At 65.9% G+C, this 16,349-nt stretch carries 16 protein-coding genes; 13 read left to right on the top strand and 3 right to left on the bottom strand.

What is annotated here, in order from left to right; translation table 11 throughout:
* Nucleotides 1–185: 185 nt before the first annotated feature.
* The 4 genes from rho (at nt 186) to LH19_RS23370 (ending at nt 2,946) form a co-directional block, all read left to right on the top strand.
* Nucleotides 186–1,442 (top strand): transcription termination factor Rho, encoded by a 1,257-nt coding sequence (rho, locus tag LH19_RS23385; protein ID WP_037557490.1) that lies wholly within the window; start codon nt 186–188, stop codon nt 1,440–1,442.
* A 9-nt stretch (nt 1,443–1,451) separates the two neighbouring features.
* Nucleotides 1,452–1,745, top strand: coding sequence for an antibiotic biosynthesis monooxygenase family protein (locus LH19_RS23380; protein WP_054732096.1), 294 nt, complete (start codon nt 1,452–1,454; stop codon nt 1,743–1,745).
* Nucleotides 1,746–1,804: 59 nt separating this feature from the next.
* Nucleotides 1,805–2,467, top strand: a complete 663-nt coding sequence (locus LH19_RS23375; RefSeq protein WP_082396369.1) for a TerC family protein — start codon at nt 1,805–1,807, stop codon at nt 2,465–2,467.
* A gap of 77 nt (nt 2,468–2,544) precedes the next feature.
* Nucleotides 2,545–2,946: a DUF1489 family protein gene (locus tag LH19_RS23370; protein WP_054734203.1), complete on the top strand. Its 402-nt coding sequence runs from the start codon at nt 2,545–2,547 to the stop codon at nt 2,944–2,946.
* Here LH19_RS23370 and LH19_RS23365 read toward each other — a convergent pair.
* From LH19_RS23365 to LH19_RS23355, 3 genes are read right to left on the bottom strand one after another with little or no spacing between them, the layout of a single operon-like run.
* Entirely contained in the window at nt 2,943–4,520 is a 1,578-nt protein-coding gene (locus LH19_RS23365) for an FMN-binding glutamate synthase family protein (RefSeq protein ID WP_054732094.1), read from the bottom strand. The genes LH19_RS23370 and LH19_RS23365 overlap by 4 nt on opposite strands.
* Nucleotides 4,521–4,529: 9 nt before the next feature.
* A complete protein-coding gene (locus LH19_RS23360; protein ID WP_054732092.1) occupies nt 4,530–4,928 on the bottom strand; it encodes a nuclear transport factor 2 family protein in 399 nt (132 codons plus the stop codon).
* On the bottom strand, nt 4,925–5,632 hold the full coding sequence (locus tag LH19_RS23355; RefSeq protein ID WP_054732090.1) for a dienelactone hydrolase family protein: 708 nt from the start codon (nt 5,630–5,632) through the stop codon (nt 4,925–4,927). The genes LH19_RS23360 and LH19_RS23355 overlap by 4 nt, the downstream gene beginning before the upstream one ends.
* Nucleotides 5,633–5,737: 105 nt before the next feature.
* On the opposite strand from LH19_RS23355, the gene LH19_RS23350 reads away from it, so the two are divergent.
* The 9 genes from LH19_RS23350 (at nt 5,738) to LH19_RS23310 (ending at nt 16,315) form a co-directional block, all read left to right on the top strand.
* On the top strand, nt 5,738–6,037 hold the full coding sequence (locus LH19_RS23350; protein WP_054732088.1) for a DUF6489 family protein: 300 nt from the start codon (nt 5,738–5,740) through the stop codon (nt 6,035–6,037).
* Nucleotides 6,038–6,045: 8 nt separating this feature from the next.
* The gene (gene mnmE, locus LH19_RS23345; protein WP_054732086.1) at nt 6,046–7,365 is read left to right on the top strand and encodes a tRNA uridine-5-carboxymethylaminomethyl(34) synthesis GTPase MnmE; all 1,320 of its coding nucleotides are present in this window, start codon (nt 6,046–6,048) and stop codon (nt 7,363–7,365) included.
* 75 nt (nt 7,366–7,440) lie between these two features.
* Nucleotides 7,441–9,312 (top strand): tRNA uridine-5-carboxymethylaminomethyl(34) synthesis enzyme MnmG, encoded by a 1,872-nt coding sequence (gene mnmG, locus LH19_RS23340; RefSeq protein WP_054732084.1) that lies wholly within the window; start codon nt 7,441–7,443, stop codon nt 9,310–9,312.
* Nucleotides 9,309–9,980, top strand: a complete 672-nt coding sequence (gene rsmG / locus LH19_RS23335) for a 16S rRNA (guanine(527)-N(7))-methyltransferase RsmG (protein WP_234716013.1) — start codon at nt 9,309–9,311, stop codon at nt 9,978–9,980. The genes mnmG and rsmG overlap by 4 nt, the downstream gene beginning before the upstream one ends.
* Complete coding sequence (locus tag LH19_RS23330; RefSeq protein ID WP_054732082.1) at nt 9,977–10,759, top strand: ParA family protein; 783 nt, start codon at nt 9,977–9,979, stop codon at nt 10,757–10,759. Before rsmG ends, LH19_RS23330 begins: the two co-directional genes overlap by 4 nt.
* Nucleotides 10,760–11,722 carry a ParB/RepB/Spo0J family partition protein gene (locus LH19_RS23325; protein WP_054732080.1) on the top strand — a complete coding sequence of 321 codons (963 nt, stop codon included), beginning with the start codon at nt 10,760–10,762 and terminating at the stop codon, nt 11,720–11,722.
* Nucleotides 11,723–11,983: 261 nt separating this feature from the next.
* A complete protein-coding gene (locus LH19_RS23320) occupies nt 11,984–12,481 on the top strand; it encodes a DUF4402 domain-containing protein (RefSeq protein ID WP_054589656.1) in 498 nt (165 codons plus the stop codon).
* A gap of 201 nt (nt 12,482–12,682) precedes the next feature.
* Complete coding sequence (locus tag LH19_RS23315; RefSeq protein ID WP_054732079.1) at nt 12,683–13,510, top strand: fimbrial biogenesis chaperone; 828 nt, start codon at nt 12,683–12,685, stop codon at nt 13,508–13,510.
* A 30-nt stretch (nt 13,511–13,540) separates the two neighbouring features.
* Complete coding sequence (locus LH19_RS23310; protein WP_054732076.1) at nt 13,541–16,315, top strand: MSCRAMM family protein; 2,775 nt, start codon at nt 13,541–13,543, stop codon at nt 16,313–16,315.
* The last annotated feature ends 34 nt before the right edge of the window (nt 16,316–16,349 follow it).

The raw sequence follows: 16,349 nt of genomic DNA, 5'->3' as shown, positions 1-16,349 counted from the left end.
CGGCTCAGCCCGATTGACTTGATCCCGGGCCGGTTATAGGGGCGATTCAACCCCGTTCCATGCGGGCGGCGCGCTTGCCGCGCCGATGCTATCGAAACGGTCGTCCCACGGCCGGATAGGCACCCCAGCGGTGCAACAAGATTACGTCTGATTTTTCTCCCGAATACCTATCTGGAATCCATCCAATGCATCTTAAAGAACTCAAAACCAAAGCGCCCGCCCAGCTCGTCGAAATGGCGGAAGAACTGGGCGTCGAGGGCGCATCGACCTTGCGCAAGCAGGACCTGATGTTCTCGATCCTGAAAGAACTCGCCGAAGAGGGCGAGGAAATCATCGGGTCGGGCACGATCGAGGTTCTCCCGGACTCGTTCGGTTTCCTGCGCTCGTCGGACGCCAATTATCTCGCCGGCCCCGATGACATCTATGTCTCGCCGAACCAGGTCCGCAAATATGGCCTGCGCACCGGCGATACGGTCGAAGGCGAGATCCGCGCCCCGCGCGACGGCGAACGCTACTTCGCGCTGACCAAGCTGATCAAGGTCAATTTCGACGACCCCGAAGCGGTCCGCCACCGCGTCAATTTCGACAACCTCACCCCGCTCTATCCGAACCAGAAGCTGTCGCTCGACACGGTCGACCCGACGGTGAAGGACAAGTCGGCGCGCGTCATCGACCTCGTCAGCCCGCAGGGCAAGGGCCAGCGCGCGCTGATCGTCGCGCCGCCGCGCACCGGTAAGACGGTGTTGCTGCAGAATATCGCCAAGGCGATCACCGACAATCATCCCGAGGTTTACCTCATCGTCCTCCTCGTCGACGAACGCCCCGAGGAAGTCACCGACATGCAGCGCAGCGTGAACGGCGAAGTCGTCTCCTCGACCTTCGACGAACCCGCGACGCGCCACGTCCAGGTCGCCGAAATGGTGATCGAAAAGGCGAAGCGCCTCGTCGAGCACAAGAAGGATGTCGTCATCCTGCTCGACTCGATCACCCGCCTCGGCCGCGCCTACAACACTGTCGTTCCCTCGTCGGGCAAGGTGCTGACCGGTGGTGTCGATGCCAACGCGCTCCAGCGCCCGAAGCGCTTCTTCGGCGCCGCGCGCAACATCGAGGAGGGCGGTTCGCTCTCGATCATCGCGACCGCGCTGATCGATACCGGCAGCCGCATGGACGAGGTGATCTTCGAAGAATTCAAGGGCACCGGTAACTCGGAAATCGTTCTCGACCGCAAGGTCGCCGACAAGCGCATCTTCCCGTCGCTCGACGTCGGCAAGTCGGGCACCCGCAAGGAAGAGCTGCTCGTCGAGAAGGACAAGCTGTCGAAAATGTGGGTGCTGCGCCGTATCCTCATGCAGATGGGCACCGTCGACGCGATGGAATTCCTGCTCGACAAGATCAAGGATTCGAAGACCAACGAGGATTTCTTCGACAGCATGAACCAGTAAGCCTGCTTCATGGCCGTCCTCGAACACGCATTGCTTCCGGTGCGTGCCGGATGCGAAGCCGGGTTCGAGGCGGCGATGGCCGATGCACGGCCGCTGATCGAAGCGTCGCCGGGCTTTATCTCGCTTGAAATCCGTCGCCCGGTGGCAACCGGACAGGCCTATCTGCTGCTGGTGAAGTGGCGGTCGGTCGAAGATCATCGGGATGGCTTCCGGCAATCGGATCGTTACCGGCAGTGGCGGGCATTGCTGCATCACTTTTATGACCCTATGCCAGAGGTCGGCTATTTCGGAGATCCGCTGTGATATTGGAATTTTTGACCCACGCGGCTTCTGCTGCGCCGAGTTTCGGTTCGCCCGGCGAAATGTGGCAGCATATCGTCAATGATTTCAGTAATATCGGTTCGCCGGCCGCGATGTCGGCGTTTCTGCAGGTGCTGATGATCGACATCGTGCTGGCGGGCGACAATGCGATCGTCGTCGGCGCGCTGGCCGCGGGATTGCCTGCCGACCAACGGCGCAAGGTCATCGTCATCGGTGTGCTCGCGGCGCTGGTACTGCGGGTGGCGTTCGCGCTGGTCGTCCAGCAGCTGATGGGCATTGTCGGGCTGATCTTCGTCGGCGGCCTGCTGCTCGTCTGGGTGGCGTGGAAGATGTGGCGCGAACTGCGCGAAGGCGCCCACTCGGCGGGTTCGCCCGAGGTCGAAGGCGACGAACATTCGGGCCTGAAACCGGCCAAGAGCTTTGCCGCCGCCGCCTGGGCGGTTGCCGTCGCCGATGTCAGCATGAGCCTCGACAATGTGCTCGCGGTCGCCGGCGCGGCGCGCGACCACCCCGGCATCATGATCGTCGGCCTGATCGTCGCCGTTGCGCTGATGGGCGTCGCGGCCAACATCATCGCCAAATATATCGAGCGGTACCGCTGGATCGCCTACATCGGCCTTGCCGTGATCCTCTATGTCGCGGTCAAGATGATCTACGAAGGCTGGGTCGATCCCGGCGTCGGGATCGGAACGCTGTTCGGTTGATCGTCTTCAGCCTGAAATGAAAGAGCCGGCTCCGTGAGGGGCTGGCTTTTTTCTTGTCGGCTACCCATGTGACAATCGTGTCCCGGCTTCACATGACCCGCGTTGCCGTCGGCTGTGCCGACTATCCTGCGTTGCAAGCGCGGATCGCCAATTATGCGCAAGATGGCGAGATCCGTTTTACGACGCGCTTCAAACCCAAGCGCGCCGACGAACTGATCGGCGGCAAGCTGCATTTCATCGTCAAACATACGCTGGTCGCGCGCGTCGCGATCTTGCGTTTCGAGGACCGCAGCGACGGTCGGGTCGATATCGTTTGCGTCGCCGAGCTGGAACGGATCCATCCGCAGCCGAAACGGGCGCATCAGGGCTGGCGCTATCTCGCCGACAGCGATGCGCCGAAAGGGGTCGATGCTGGCGATGGACTTTCCGACCTGCCGCCCGAACTCTACCGCGAGCTCGCCGAACTCAGCCTGATCTAGAGCGCCGCCCGGAAGCTGCCGGCGCGCGCCATCTTCCAGTAGCGAGCGCTGCGCACCGAATCGGGATCGTCGAGCAGCACACCGCGCGGATAGAAATTATAGATGCGGTCGATCGAATCCGATCGCGCCGAGTTGAGCCGTTCGCTCAGGTGATGCGGCTGGATTTGCCAAGGCGTGTCGAGTCCCATCGCCGCGGTAATATCCCACAGCGCCGACACCGTCGCGGCCTGGAAGCGGCGGACGCGCGCCGCCTTGTCCTCGACCACCAGCCCGCGTTGGCGGCCCGGATCCTGCGTTGCGACCCCGGTCGGGCATTCGTCGGTATGGCATTTCAGCGACTGGACGCAGCCGAGCGAGAACATGAAGGCGCGCGCGGCGTTCGACCAGTCGGCGCCGAGCGCGCAATTGACCGCGAGGCCCGCACCCGAATGGACCTTGCCCGACGCGGCGAGCCGCACCTCTTCCTTGAGCCCGCAACCGACAAGCGCGTTGCGCACGAAGATCAGTCCCTCGCGCAAGGGCATGCCGAGGCTGTTCGAAAATTCGACCGGTGCCGCGCCCGTCCCGCCTTCGGCGCCGTCGACGACGATATAGTCGAGCCGGATGCCGGTTTCGATCATCGCCTTCATGACGGCATAAATCTCGTGCGGCTGCCCGACGCACAATTTGATGCCGACCGGCTTACCGCCCGACAGTTCGCGCAGCCGTGCGGCCCATTCGACCAGCTCGACCGGCGTCGCAAAGGCCGAATGCGCGGCGGGCGAGATGCAGTCATGGCCTTCGATCACGCCGCGCGTCGCGGCGATTTCGGCGCTGACCTTGGGTCCGGGCAGCACGCCGCCGTGGCCGGGCTTGGCGCCCTGGCTCAGCTTGATCTCGATCATCCGGACCTGATCGGCCTGCGCGACCTCCTGGAAACGCACCGGGTCGAAGCGCCCGGCATCGTCGCGGCAGCCGAAGTAGCCGCTGCCCAGTTCCCAGACGATGTCGCCGCCGTGCAGGCGATGATAGGGGCTGAGCCCCCCTTCGCCCGTATCATGGTAGAAATCGCCGAGCTTCGCGCCGAGGTTGAGCGCCTCGATGGCTTTCGCGCCCAGCGACCCGAAACTCATCGCCGAAATGTTGAGCAGGGCCGCCGCATAGGGCCGGGTGCATTGTGATCCGCCAACCGCCACGCGCTGCGTGCGGTCGCTTTCCATTGCCGGGGCGATGCTGTGGCTCATCCACTCATATTCGTCCGAATAGACGTCGAGTTCGGTGCCGAACGGATGCGCATCGAGATCGCCCTTGGCACGGGCGTAAATGAGGTCGCGTTCGCTGCGCGCGAACGGCCGGCCCTCGAGCGGGCTTTCGACGACATAGGCGTAGAGGAACGGCCGGAGCGCTTCGAACAGCCAGCGGATGCGCGCAATCAGGGGGAAGTTGCGGCGCAGCGAATGCCGGCGCTGCACCGCATCATAGAATGCGACGAGGAGCAGCGGGATCCACAGCAGCAGCGTCCAGCGCGCCGGACCCCACCAGCCCGCGAACGCCGCTGCGGCGATCAGGACGGGAAAGGCGGCCCAGCGCAGCACGAGATCGCTTTAGCCGGCCTGCGCCGCAAGCATCGCCGCCATCTTTTCCCACACCTTGTTGATCGCCTTGAGCGGACGAACCATCACCTTGAAATCGCTTATTTTTCCTTCGTCGTTCCAAAGGATGATATCGACGCCGTTGATCTGGATACCGTCGAGCTCGCTGGCGAATTCGAGCATCGCCTGATTGCCGTCGACGATTTCGCGGAGATAGCGGAAATTCTCGCCGCCGAGCACATGGCTCGCCGCATGCAGATAAGCGAACACCTTGTCGCGTCCGGCCTGCGGCGTGTAGACCACGGGCGAGTGGAACACCGCATCCTCGGCGAGCAGGTCTTTGAGTGCCTGCGGGTCGCCGCCGCCCGCCATATAGTCATGCCAGGCGGCGAGACCCGCCTGCGCGCTCATGCGAGATTCTCGGCGAAAAAGGCGCGAGTACGGCCGTCGGCGAGCTGGGCGCCCGCTTCGTTGCGGCGGTTGCCCATCGTTGCGGCGAAGCCGTGGTCGAGACCCTGATAATCGTGGATCGTCACCTTCGGATGCGGGTCGAGCCCGGCGTGAATCCGCTTCTGCGCGTCGTGATCGACCAGATGGTCTTCGGTCGGGATGTGGAGCATCAGCGGATGCGCGATCGCGTGGCTCTCGTTCAGCATCTGGTCGATTATGACGCCATAATAGCCGACCGACGCGTGAACATCGGTGCGCGCCGCGGCCATATAGGCAAGCCGCCCGCCGAGGCAGAAGCCGACGCAGCCGACCTTCGTCGCGCCCTGACCGTGGAGCCAGCGGATCGCCGCTTCGATATCCTTCACCCCGTCGTCGGCATCATATTGGCCGAAATAGCCGAAGGCTTCCTGCAATTCGGCCTCGATATCGGGGTTGAGCTCGACCCCGGGGGCGAAGCGCCAGAAGATGTCAGGCGCGATCGCCAGATAGCCTTCGGCCGCCCAATCGTCGCATTTCTTGCGGATCCCGGCGTTGACGCCGAAAATCTCGGGAATGACGATGATCGCACGCGAACTGTCCGCATCGGGACGCGCGACATAGGCCGGAATATCGCCTTCACCGTCGAGCGCTGGGATGATGGTGTTCGTCGCGGGCGTGTCTGACATGGGGAGCTCTCCTGACTCTTGCTTCTTGGCGGTGAAAGCGCGAAGCTAGCGGTGCGCGGAGCAGGGCTCAAGCGGCTAACCGGCATTTCGGGGCGGAGACAGGCGATGAAGTTCAATATCGAGATCGATTGCACCCCCGAAGAGGCCCGGCGGCTGGTCGGCCTGCCCGACCTCGAGCCGCTGCACGATATTTATCTGAGCCGGGTCAAGGAGTTGATGGCCAAGGGGATCACTCCGGACATGGTGCAGACGATGGTCAAGAGCTGGGTCCCGATGGGCGAAAGCGGCCTCGGTCTCGTCCAGTCGTTGCTCGGTCAGTTCGGTGGTGGGCTGATGGGCGGGGCCGCGAAGTCCGCCGACAAGGATGATGACGCCGACAAGCCGGCGCGGAGCCGCAAGAGCTGATCGAAGACATTGAAAAAAATACGATATTTGCGCTGTCGAGCGGGGTTCCGCCGGCGGCGATTGCGGTCGTGCGCATCAGCGGGGCTGGTGCGGGGCCAGCACTGAAGCGGCTCGCCGGGCGGCTGCCCGCGCCGCGCCGCGCGGTGCTGGCCGATCTTCGCGATGGCGATGACCAGGCGCTCGATCGCGCGCTGTTACTGTGGTTTCCGGGCCCCGCGACCGCGACCGGCGAGGATCTGGCCGAACTTCATCTTCACGGCGGCCGCGCGGTCGTCGCGGCGGTCGAAGCGGTGCTGGCGACGATGCCCGGGATGCGCCGCGCCGCAGCCGGCGAATTCACCCGCCGGGCCTTTTTCAATGGCCGGATGGACCTCGCCGAAGCCGAAGGGCTCGCCGACCTGCTGGCGGCGGAGACCGAAAGCCAGCGCGTCCAGGCGCTCGCCATGGTCAACGGTCATGTTTCGCGTGCGGTGGCCGAATGGCAGGAGCGATTGCTGGGATTGATGGCGGCGGCGGAAGCCGAACTCAATTTCGCCGATGAGGATGATGTCGAAGTTGGCGAAGTTGTCGCGGAGCGGCTGATATCGGGGATGGACGCGCTGGCGGTGGAGCTTGGCGAATGGCTGGCGCGGCCGGCGGCGGAAGTGATCGCCGAGGGGTTATCGGTAGTGATCGCGGGGCCCCCGAATGCCGGAAAATCGACGCTGATCAACGCTTTGGCGCAGCGCGAGCTGGCCATCGTGTCGCCCATCGAAGGAACGACGCGCGACGTGATCGAAACTCCGCTGGCACTCGACGGGATCGCGATGCGCTTTTCGGACACGGCGGGGCTGCGCGCCGAAGGTGCCGATGCGATCGAGGCGATCGGGATCGATCGCGCAAAGCAGGCGGTCGAAGGGGCGGATATCCTGCTGTGGCTCGGCACGCCCGACGCGGCGCCTTCGCATCCGCGCCGTGTGATCGTCGCGGCGCAGGCCGACCGCTGGCAGGGTGACGCCGAAGCCGAAGCGGCCGCGTCGCGCTGCGACCTGACGCTGTCAGCGGCGACGGGGGCAGGGATGGACGGCCTGCACCGGCGGATCGTCGATATCGCCCGCACCCTGCTGCCGCGCGAAGGCGAGGCCGCGCTGCGCCAGCGCCAGCGCGTCGCGCTCGCCGAAGCAAGGGACTGGCTGACAATCGTGCGAGGGTCGCGCGAGGCGAGCGATCTGATCCTGCTCGCCGAACGGCTGCGGCTCGCCGGCGCGGCGCTCGACCGCATCACCGGGCGCGCCGGAGTCGAGGACATGCTCGACGCCCTGTTCGGGCGTTTCTGCATCGGGAAATGATGTTCCACGTGAAACATCGCATCGGTCGCAGCGCGGTGGATTTGCGTCGCGCTTTGCGGTAAAGGCGCCGCAATCATGCAGGATCGCGCAACTTTCGATGTCATCGTCGTCGGCGGTGGGCACGCCGGAACCGAGGCCGCCGCTGCGGCGGCGCGGCTCGGCGCGCGCGTCGCCCTCGTCAGTTTCGACCCGGCGCTGATCGGAACGATGTCGTGCAACCCGGCGATCGGCGGACTCGGCAAAGGCCATCTGATGCGCGAGGTTGATGCGCTCGACGGCTGGATGGCGCGTGCCGCCGACAGCGCCGCGATCCATTACCGGATGCTCAACGCGTCGAAGGGCGCGGCGGTGCAGGGGCCGCGCATCCAGGCCGACCGCAAACTCTATCGCGAGGCGATCCAGACGCTGCTTGCCGCCGAGGATGGCATCACCGTCGTCGCGGGCGAGGCGGCGGCGCTTCGCCTGTCGGCCGACGGCGCGCGGGTCGAAGGTCTCGACCTTGATGACGGGACCGCGCTGGTCGCGCCGGCGGTCGTGCTCGCGACGGGGACCTTCCTCGGCGGGCGGCTGTTTCGCGGCGAGGAGCGGATGGAAGGCGGTCGCATCGGCGAGGCCGGGGCCCATCGGCTCGCCGACCAGTTGCGCAGCGCAAATCTTCCGATGGCGCGGCTCAAGACGGGGACGCCGCCGCGGCTCGACGCACGGACGATCAACTGGGCGCGGCTCGCCGAACAGCCATCGGACAGCGCCGAAAGCGCAGGCTGGACCTGTTCCACGTGGAACAGCGAGCGGACGGTGCCGCAAATCTTCTGTGCGATCACCCGGACGAATGCCGAATCGCATCGCATCATTGCCGACAATCTCGACCGCTCGCCGCTCTTCACCGGGGCGATCGGCGCGGCGGGCCCGCGCTATTGCCCGTCGATCGAGGACAAGATTCATCGCTTCGCCGATCGCGACGGTCATCAGGTGTTTCTCGAACCCGAGGGGCTCGACACGCATCTGGTCTATCCGAATGGCATTTCGACCTCGCTCCCCGCCGACGTCCAGCTCGCGATGCTGCGGACGATGGAGGGGCTCGAAACGGTCGAGATGGTCGTTCCGGGCTATGCGGTGGAATATGATCATATCGACCCGCGCGCGCTCGACCGGACCTTGCAGGTCCGCGCGGTGCCGGGGCTCTGGTGCGCGGGGCAGATCAACGGCACGACCGGATATGAAGAAGCGGCAGCGCAGGGCCTGATCGCCGGGGCGAATGCCGCGCTCGCGGTGCAGGGGCGAGCACCGATGATTCTCGACCGGTCCGAATCCTATATCGGCGTGATGGTCGACGACCTTGTCCTGCAGGGGGTGACCGAACCCTATCGTATGCTAACGGCGCGCGCCGAATATCGCTTGCGGCTGCGCGCCGACAACGCCGCGACGCGATTGACGCCGAAGGGTATCGAGCTGGGATTGGTGCGGCCCGCGACCGCCGCGCTGTTCGCGGCGCGCACGGCGGCGCGCGCAGACGCGGAAGCGCTGCTCGCCGCGCCCGTCGCGACGGCCGATTATGCCGCGATCGGGCTGGCACTGCCCGGCGACGGAATCGCGCGCAAGCGGATCGACCTGCTGCGCTACCCGGGGGTGACGATGGAGACGCTCGCGCAGCTTGCGCCCGGGCTGGCGTCGATTGGCGAGGCCATTCTTTCGGAGGTCGCCGAGGACGCGCATTACGCGCCCTATATCGCGCGGCAGGATGCCGAGCTGCGCGCGCTCGCCGCGAACGAAGCGATCATGCTCGACGCGTCGCTCGATTATGGCGCGATTGGCGGATTGTCGCGCGAGATGGTCGAGCGCCTGTCGAAGGCGCGCCCCGAAACATTGGGCCAGGCGTCGCGAATCGACGGTGTCACGCCGGCGGCATTGACCGCGATCATGGTGCATAGCCGGCGGCGCGCCGCGTGAGCGACGGCGGAGCAACGGCGCTGCTGGAAAATGAACACGCCGCGCGCGCCTGGATCGACGCGTGTTTCGCACCGACGGAGACGCAATGGGCGCGGCTCGATCGCTTCGCAGACTTGCTCGTGGCCGAAAATGCCCGGCAGAATCTGATCGCTGCCTCGACGGTTCCGACGCTGTGGGTGCGTCATATAGCCGACAGCGCACAGTTGCTCGCTCTCGACGAGCGCGAAGGCGGCGGGCTCTGGATCGACCTCGGTAGCGGGCCGGGGCTGCCGGGGCTGGTCGTCGCGATCCTGAGCGAGCGGCCCATGATGATGGTCGAATCGCGCAAGCGCCGGTGCGATTTTCTGCGTGCGGCGGCTGCGGATCTTGACCTCCGGCATGTCGAGGTTGTCGAAGCGCCGCTGGAGCGGGTCGAAACGCGATCCGCAGCGACGATCAGCGCGCGGGCGTTCGCACCGCTCGACCGGTTGATCGACTTGTCCGCCCGTTTTTCCACCGAATCGACGCGCTGGTTGCTGCCAAAAGGGCGAAATGCGGTTAAGGAACTGGCGTTGTTGCCCCAAGCATGGCAGAGTTTGTTCCACGTGGAACAGAGCCGCACCGACGCCGAAAGCCAGATATTGGTCGGCGAGGGCAAGATCGGCGCAAAACAGCGAGGAAAGCGATGATCCGCATTGCCGTGGCGAACCAGAAGGGCGGGGTCGGCAAGACGACCACCGCGATCAATCTCGCCACCGCGCTGGCGGCAACCGGCTGGCGGACGCTGATCATCGATCTTGACCCGCAGGGCAATGCCTCGACCGGGCTCGGGATCAAGCAGTCGCAGCGCGACTGTTCGAGTTACGAGCTGCTGCGCGGTGACGCGACGCTCGCCGAATGCGCGATTCCGACCGCGGTGCCGCGGCTCTATATCGTCCCGGCGACAGTCGATCTATCGGGCGCCGAGATCGAGCTGATCGAATATGGCGACCGCCTGCACAGGCTGCAGCAGGCCTTGTCGAGCGCCGAGGCGGGGCAATGGGACATTTGCCTGATCGATTGCCCGCCGTCGCTCGGCATGCTGACGCTCAATGCGCTGATCGCCGCCGAATCGCTGATCGTGCCCTTGCAATGCGAATTTTTTGCGCTCGAGGGCCTCAGCCAGTTGCTGACGACGGTCGAACGCGTCCACGGGCGCTTCAATCCGCAATTGTCGATCCTTGGCGTCGCGCTGACGATGTTCGATCGCCGCAACCGGCTGACCGATCAGGTGTCCGACGATGTGCGCGAATGCCTGGGCCCGGTGGTGTTCGAAACGGTGATTCCGCGCAACGTCCGGCTTTCGGAGGCGCCGAGCCACGGGCTTCCCGCGCTGATCTACGATCATCGCTGCACCGGCTCGGCCGCCTATATCGCGCTGGCCCGCGAGCTGATCGACCGCCTGCCGAATATTCGCAAGGCAGCCTAAATGACTGATAATAAAGACGAAGTTCAAAAGGATGGCGCGCCGGTGCGCAAGCGGCCGTCGGGGCTGGGGCGCGGGCTGAACGCCTTGTTCGGCGATGCGGCGGTCGAGGCGCCGGTGCTGGCGAGCCCGGGTGCCGCCAAGCCGGCACCCGCTGCCGGCGACGCAGTCCAGCATATCGCGGTCGGATCGATTCGCCCGCTGCCCGGCCAGCCGCGGCGCCATTTCGACGAAGCGGCGATCGCCGAACTCGCCGATTCGATCGGCGCGCGCGGCCTGCTGCAACCAATCATCGTGCGCGCCGCTCCCGATGGACAGGGATATCAGCTCGTCGCCGGCGAACGGCGCTGGCGCGCGGCGCAGCGCGCCGGACTGCACCAAATTCCCGCGCTCGTGCGCGAACTCGACGACGCTGCGACCTATGAGATTGCGCTGGTCGAGAATATCCAGCGGCAGGACCTCAACGCGATCGAAGAGGCGACCGCCTATCGCCGCCTGATCGAGGATTTCGGGCACAGCCAGGAAGCGCTGGCCAAGCTGGTCGGCAAGTCGCGCAGCCATGTCGCGAACCTGATGCGCCTGCTCGACCTGCCACAGGGCGTGCAGGACCTTGTCGGCGACGGGTCGCTGGCGATGGGGCACGCGCGGGCGCTGATCGGCGCCACGGCGGCCGAGGAGATTGCGCGCAAGGTCGTCAAGGATGGCCTGTCGGTGCGCGCGGTCGAGGCGCTTGTCCGGGCGGAGAAGGGGGGCGGTCGCAAGGCACCGCTCGAGTATAAGAGCATCGACGGCGCCGGCGGGCGCGACCCCGATATCGTCGCGGTCGAACGCCATCTGTCCGAACTGCTCGGCATCGGCGTTGCGATCCAATATGCCGGGGAAGGGAAGGGCGCGTTGACGCTCAAATTCGCCTCGCTCGACCAGCTCGACATGATCTGCCAGCGGCTTTCGGGCGAATCGATCTGACGCTTGCGCGAACGTCGGCCGGCGCTCCGATTTGTGCCAGCGTGGGCCGTCAGCGCCAAGCGGACTCGCGGCATATCGTGGTTAAATATGGCATAAGATATTGAATTACTTGCCTTATTATAGAAATTGTGCGCCAATCCTTATCGCGCTGTTAACCATGCTTGCTGGCAAAAGCTGAACCGGTCGCCGTTAGAGAGGCCCGTGAATGGGGTGGGATTTCCATTCGATTGTGGGTTTATCGAGTTCAAGGGACCAAATCATATGCGCAACTTTGGAATGAAGCGCGCCCTTCTGGGTGCCGCGATTGCTGCTCTCGCCATGAACGCTTCGGCGGCGCAGGCGGCGACGGCCACGGGTACGGCGAAGGCCAAGATCCTGCGCCAGATCACGCTCACCAACACCAGCGATCTGCAGTTTGCGACGATCATCAGCGGCGCGACTGCCTCGACCGTTGCGGTGTCGACCGCCGGCGCGGCGACCTGCGGCGCGGGTCTGACCTGCACCGGTACGACGACGGCCGCCAATTTCAACATCGCCGGCACCAATGGTGCGGTGGTGCTTGTCGGCGGCGATTCGTCGGTGACGCTCAACGGCTCGCTCGGCGGCACGATGAGCTCGACGCTCAGCTATTCGGCGACGAGCGTGACGCTCGGCGCGACCGGCGGCAGCTTCCAGGTCGGCGGCACGCTGAGCGTCGGCGCCAACCAGGCGTCGGGCGACTATTCGGGAACGTTCAACGTCACCGCCAACTACCAATAAGCTTTCACTTTTGGGGGGACGGCGAAGCGCGCTTCGCCGGATGACAAAGGGTCGCCGGACGCGGGTCCGGCGGCCCTTTTCGTGCCTGCGGCGCGGATGCGGCGGTCGTGATTAGCAAAATATCAACCATGTTGGGGCAGGCAGGAAGCGGACCAACGGTGCGGTGGGGACTGCGCCGGATAACGATTGTGGGGATCGTGAATGATGCGCTTTCTGAAGGGCTTCGGCCTGTCTTTCGCGGCTGCGTGCAGCGCCGCGCTGTCTGTTCCTGCTGCAGCTTCGGGTGACCTTCTCGTCGCGCCGACGCGCCTCGTCCTCGACGGGTCGCGCGGGACCGAGGTCGTGCTCAACAATATCGGTGCCGAGGCCGCGACTTATCGCATCAGCCTCGAAATCAAGCGGATGACCGCGGCGGGCGGGCTCGACGAGATTGCCGAGGACGATGCGAACGACGCCGAAAAGACGGCGCTGGCGATGATCGCTTTCAGCCCGCGGCGCGTTTCGCTGCTCCCCAACCAGCCGCAGGTGATCCGCGTCGGGGTGCGGGTTCCCGAGGGCACGCCGGCGGGCGAATATCGCGCGCACATGCTCTTCCGCGCCGTGCCCGATGCGACGCCGGCGGCGGATGCGGCGAAGCCGTCGGGTGAGGGCGTCTCCATTGCGCTGACTCCGATCTATGGCATCACCATCCCGGTGATCGTTCGCGTCGGCGACCTTGGCGCCGAGGCGGTGATCGGCGACGCGTGGGTCAGCGAAGGCAGCGACGGCCCGGCATTCAATTTCGACCTGACGCGCACGGGCAGTCGCTCGGTCTATGGCGATATCGAGGTGACGCGGCCGGGGCTGCCCGAGCCGCTGCTCCTCGCGCGCGGCATCGCGGTCTATCCCGAGGTCGGCGCGCGCAAGGTGTCGCTGCGCGTCCCCCCCGAACTCGCGGCGAAGCTCAAGGGCCCGGTGCATATCCGCTATAGCGAGGATCGTGAGATCGGCGGCGAGACGATCGATCAGGCCGACAGGGTGGTGAAATAGGCCGGGCAAGGCCGAACTGCGGGCGCAGCCATGATCCGCGCCGCCCTGTCCCGATATTTTCCGGCGCTCGCCGCCGGGCTGGCGCTGGTCGGGCTCGTCCCTTCCGGCGCGCATGCCTTTGACAAGGCGCCGGTTGCGGTCGGGGCGGACAATTGGGCGCCGAACGAGGATGATAGCTGGCTGTTCGACCTTCGTTCGGGCCAGTACCGGCTCGGCGACGGGGTGCGCGGCTACCAGACGCCGCAGGGGGTGTGCGTCGACCTTGCCGACATGGTGCTCGCGCTCGACCTCGCGGTACGCGTCGACAAGAAGTTGCGCCGCGCAACCGGCTGGGTGTTCGACGAGCGGCGCAGCCTGATGATCGACCGCGAAACGGGCGAGGTACGGGTCGGCAGCGCGAGCATGAAGCTCGCCCCGACGACGATCCGCGATACGCCCGCGGGCTGGTGCGTCGATTTGGACAGCCTTGGCAAATGGCTTGGCGTGCCGATCGCGGCCGACCTGTCGAACGCGGTGCTGCGTATCGACGCCAAGGAAAAGCTGCCCTTCCAGCTTGCCGCCGAGCGCCGCGCGCGCGCGGCCGGAATCCGTCCGCAGGCGAGCTTCGACCTTGCCAGCCTGCCGCAGGCGACGCGGCCGTATCAGATGTGGGCGACGCCCTCGGTCGATGTCGTCGCGTCGGCCGGCGTCGTCGCGGACAAGCGCGGCGGCAATCATGTCCAGGCGCGATACGAGATTTTCGCGGCGGGCGAGGTGCTGGGGCAAAGCTTCGACGCGCGACTGTCGTCGGACGATCAGGGGGTGCCCGACAGCCTGCGGATGCGGCTCTATCGCACCGATCCGGCGGGGCAATTGCTCGGGCCGCTCAAAGCCACGCATTATGCTCTCGGCGATGTCAGCCTGCTGTCGACGGGGCTGGTCGCGCAGTCGGCGCCGGGACGCGGCGCGGTGCTGACCAACCGCCCGGTCGAGCGTCCCGACAGTTTCGACAAGACGAGCTTTCGCGGCGACCTGCCGGCGGGCTGGGATGCCGAACTTTATCGCAACGGGCAATTGCTGGCCTTCACCAGCCCCGATGGCGACGGGCGCTACGAATTTCTCGACGTGCCGCTACAATATGGCGCGAACCGCTTCGAGATCGTGCTCTACGGTCCGCAGGGGCAGGTCAGGCGCGAAATCCGGCAGGTGCAGGTGGGCATGGATTCGATCCCGCCGCGCGAGACCTGGTACTGGGCCGGCGTCGCGCAGGAAAATGCCGACCTGATCGAATTCGGCAACCGGCGGCAGACCTGGCAGCGTGGCTGGCGCGGCACGCTGGGGATCGAGCGCGGACTCGACACGCGGACGTCGGTCGCCGGTTATTTTCACAGCCTGATGATCGAAAACATCCGCCGCAACTATGGCGAGGTCGCGCTGCGCCGTTCGATCGGCCCGACGCTGCTCGAGGTCGCGGGAAGCTATGCGGACGATGGCGGCAGCGCCGTCCGGGCAAGCTGGCTGGCCGGGTTCGGCGAAACCTATGTCCGCGCCGACGCGATGCGCGGCTGGGGCGGTTTCGTGTCGGATCGTTTCATCAACAATATCAATGGGCTATATCAGATATCGGTCGATCAGTCGGTGAAGCTCGGACGAACGGTGCTGCCGCTGCATTTCGACGTAGCGAAGACCGACCGGCGCTCAGGGATTTCAACCCTCGAAGCCTCGGCGCGTGCATCGGCGAGCTTTCGCGCACTCACCTTTACCGGCCAGCTCGACTGGACACGGACCAAGGTGCCGGTCGGGCCCGACCCGCCCGACAATCTGACCGCCAGCCTGCTCGCCAATGCCCGCATCGGGCGCGTCCGCCTGCGTGGCGAGGCGCGCTTTGCGCTGTCGGGCGCCAACGCCGATTCGCGGATGACGATGATCGCCGAATGGGCAGGGAAGGGCGATGCCGAATGGCGCGCCGAGCTGGGCTATGATCGCGGCCTCGCGCGCGCGCGCGCCGGGATCGGCTATACGCGCCGTTTCAAGGCGTTGCAGCTTACCGGATTTGGCGAAGTGGCCAGCGACGGTTCGGTCGCGGCGTCGCTGTCGCTTGCCTTCAGCTTCGGGCCCAGAGCGAGCGGCGGCGGTTGGCGGATGTCGAGCGAGAAACTCGGCGGTCGCGGTCAGGTGATCGCCGATGTGTGGATGGACGACAATGGCGACGGCATCCGCCAGCCGGGCGAAGCTGCCTTGGCCGACGTACCGCTGACCGCCGGTACCGCCTTTGTCGATGCCGCGACCGGCAAGGACGGGCGTGCGGCGATCGACGGGCTCGAACCGTTTCGTCCGGTGATGATCGGTATCGATGCCGGCAGCTTGCCCGATCCCTATATCCAGGCGGCGTTGCCCGGCGTCGTCGTCACGCCGCGCCCCGGCGTCGCGACGCGCGTCGTTTTGCCGATGACCGCGGCGGGCGAGATCGAGGGTGTCGCGATGCGCGACGGCGGCAATGCGATCGAGGGGCTGAGCCTCGAACTTGTCGACGCCGAAGGCCGCGTGCGCGCAACGACGCTCACCGAGTTCGACGGATATTTTCTTTTCGAAAGCGTCGCTTACGGACGTTATACGGTGCGGCTGGCGAAAGCAGCGGCGGCGGCATTGCGGCTCGATCCCGGTTTTGCATTGAGCGCGGTACCGGGCAAGGCCGGCCCGCGGGTACGGCTGGGAACGCTGACGCTGAAGCCGGTGCGCAGCGCCGCCGCGGTGCAGGGCGATGCAGTGCAAGACGGCGGGACCAGCGCACGCGGGCCGCCGGAAGCGACGGACGGCGGAGGGTGAAATGAAGGCAGCCTTTGGGGTGGAGAGCGGACGG

This window comes from Sphingopyxis macrogoltabida (assembly GCF_001314325.1).
Taxonomy (GTDB): domain Bacteria; phylum Pseudomonadota; class Alphaproteobacteria; order Sphingomonadales; family Sphingomonadaceae; genus Sphingopyxis; species Sphingopyxis macrogoltabida.
The sequence above is the reverse complement of the archived record's forward strand: the minus strand, read 5'-3'. Positions and strand labels throughout refer to the sequence as shown.

What these genes read in the sequence shown, in the direction of transcription:
- rho (WP_037557490.1), top strand. Translation starts at nt 186, where the DNA reads ATGCATCTTAAAGAACTCAAAACCAAAGCGCCCGCCCAGCTCGTCGAA.
- LH19_RS23380 (WP_054732096.1), top strand. Translation starts at nt 1,452, where the DNA reads ATGGCCGTCCTCGAACACGCATTGCTTCCGGTGCGTGCCGGATGCGAA.
- LH19_RS23375 (WP_082396369.1), top strand. Translation starts at nt 1,805, where the DNA reads ATGTGGCAGCATATCGTCAATGATTTCAGTAATATCGGTTCGCCGGCC.
- LH19_RS23360 (WP_054732092.1), bottom strand. Translation starts at nt 4,928, where the DNA reads ATGAGCGCGCAGGCGGGTCTCGCCGCCTGGCATGACTATATGGCGGGC.
- LH19_RS23355 (WP_054732090.1), bottom strand. Translation starts at nt 5,632, where the DNA reads ATGTCAGACACGCCCGCGACGAACACCATCATCCCAGCGCTCGACGGT.
- LH19_RS23350 (WP_054732088.1), top strand. Translation starts at nt 5,738, where the DNA reads ATGAAGTTCAATATCGAGATCGATTGCACCCCCGAAGAGGCCCGGCGG.
- mnmG (WP_054732084.1), top strand. Translation starts at nt 7,441, where the DNA reads ATGCAGGATCGCGCAACTTTCGATGTCATCGTCGTCGGCGGTGGGCAC.
- LH19_RS23330 (WP_054732082.1), top strand. Translation starts at nt 9,977, where the DNA reads ATGATCCGCATTGCCGTGGCGAACCAGAAGGGCGGGGTCGGCAAGACG.
- LH19_RS23325 (WP_054732080.1), top strand. Translation starts at nt 10,760, where the DNA reads ATGACTGATAATAAAGACGAAGTTCAAAAGGATGGCGCGCCGGTGCGC.
- LH19_RS23320 (WP_054589656.1), top strand. Translation starts at nt 11,984, where the DNA reads ATGCGCAACTTTGGAATGAAGCGCGCCCTTCTGGGTGCCGCGATTGCT.
- LH19_RS23315 (WP_054732079.1), top strand. Translation starts at nt 12,683, where the DNA reads ATGATGCGCTTTCTGAAGGGCTTCGGCCTGTCTTTCGCGGCTGCGTGC.
- LH19_RS23310 (WP_054732076.1), top strand. Translation starts at nt 13,541, where the DNA reads ATGATCCGCGCCGCCCTGTCCCGATATTTTCCGGCGCTCGCCGCCGGG.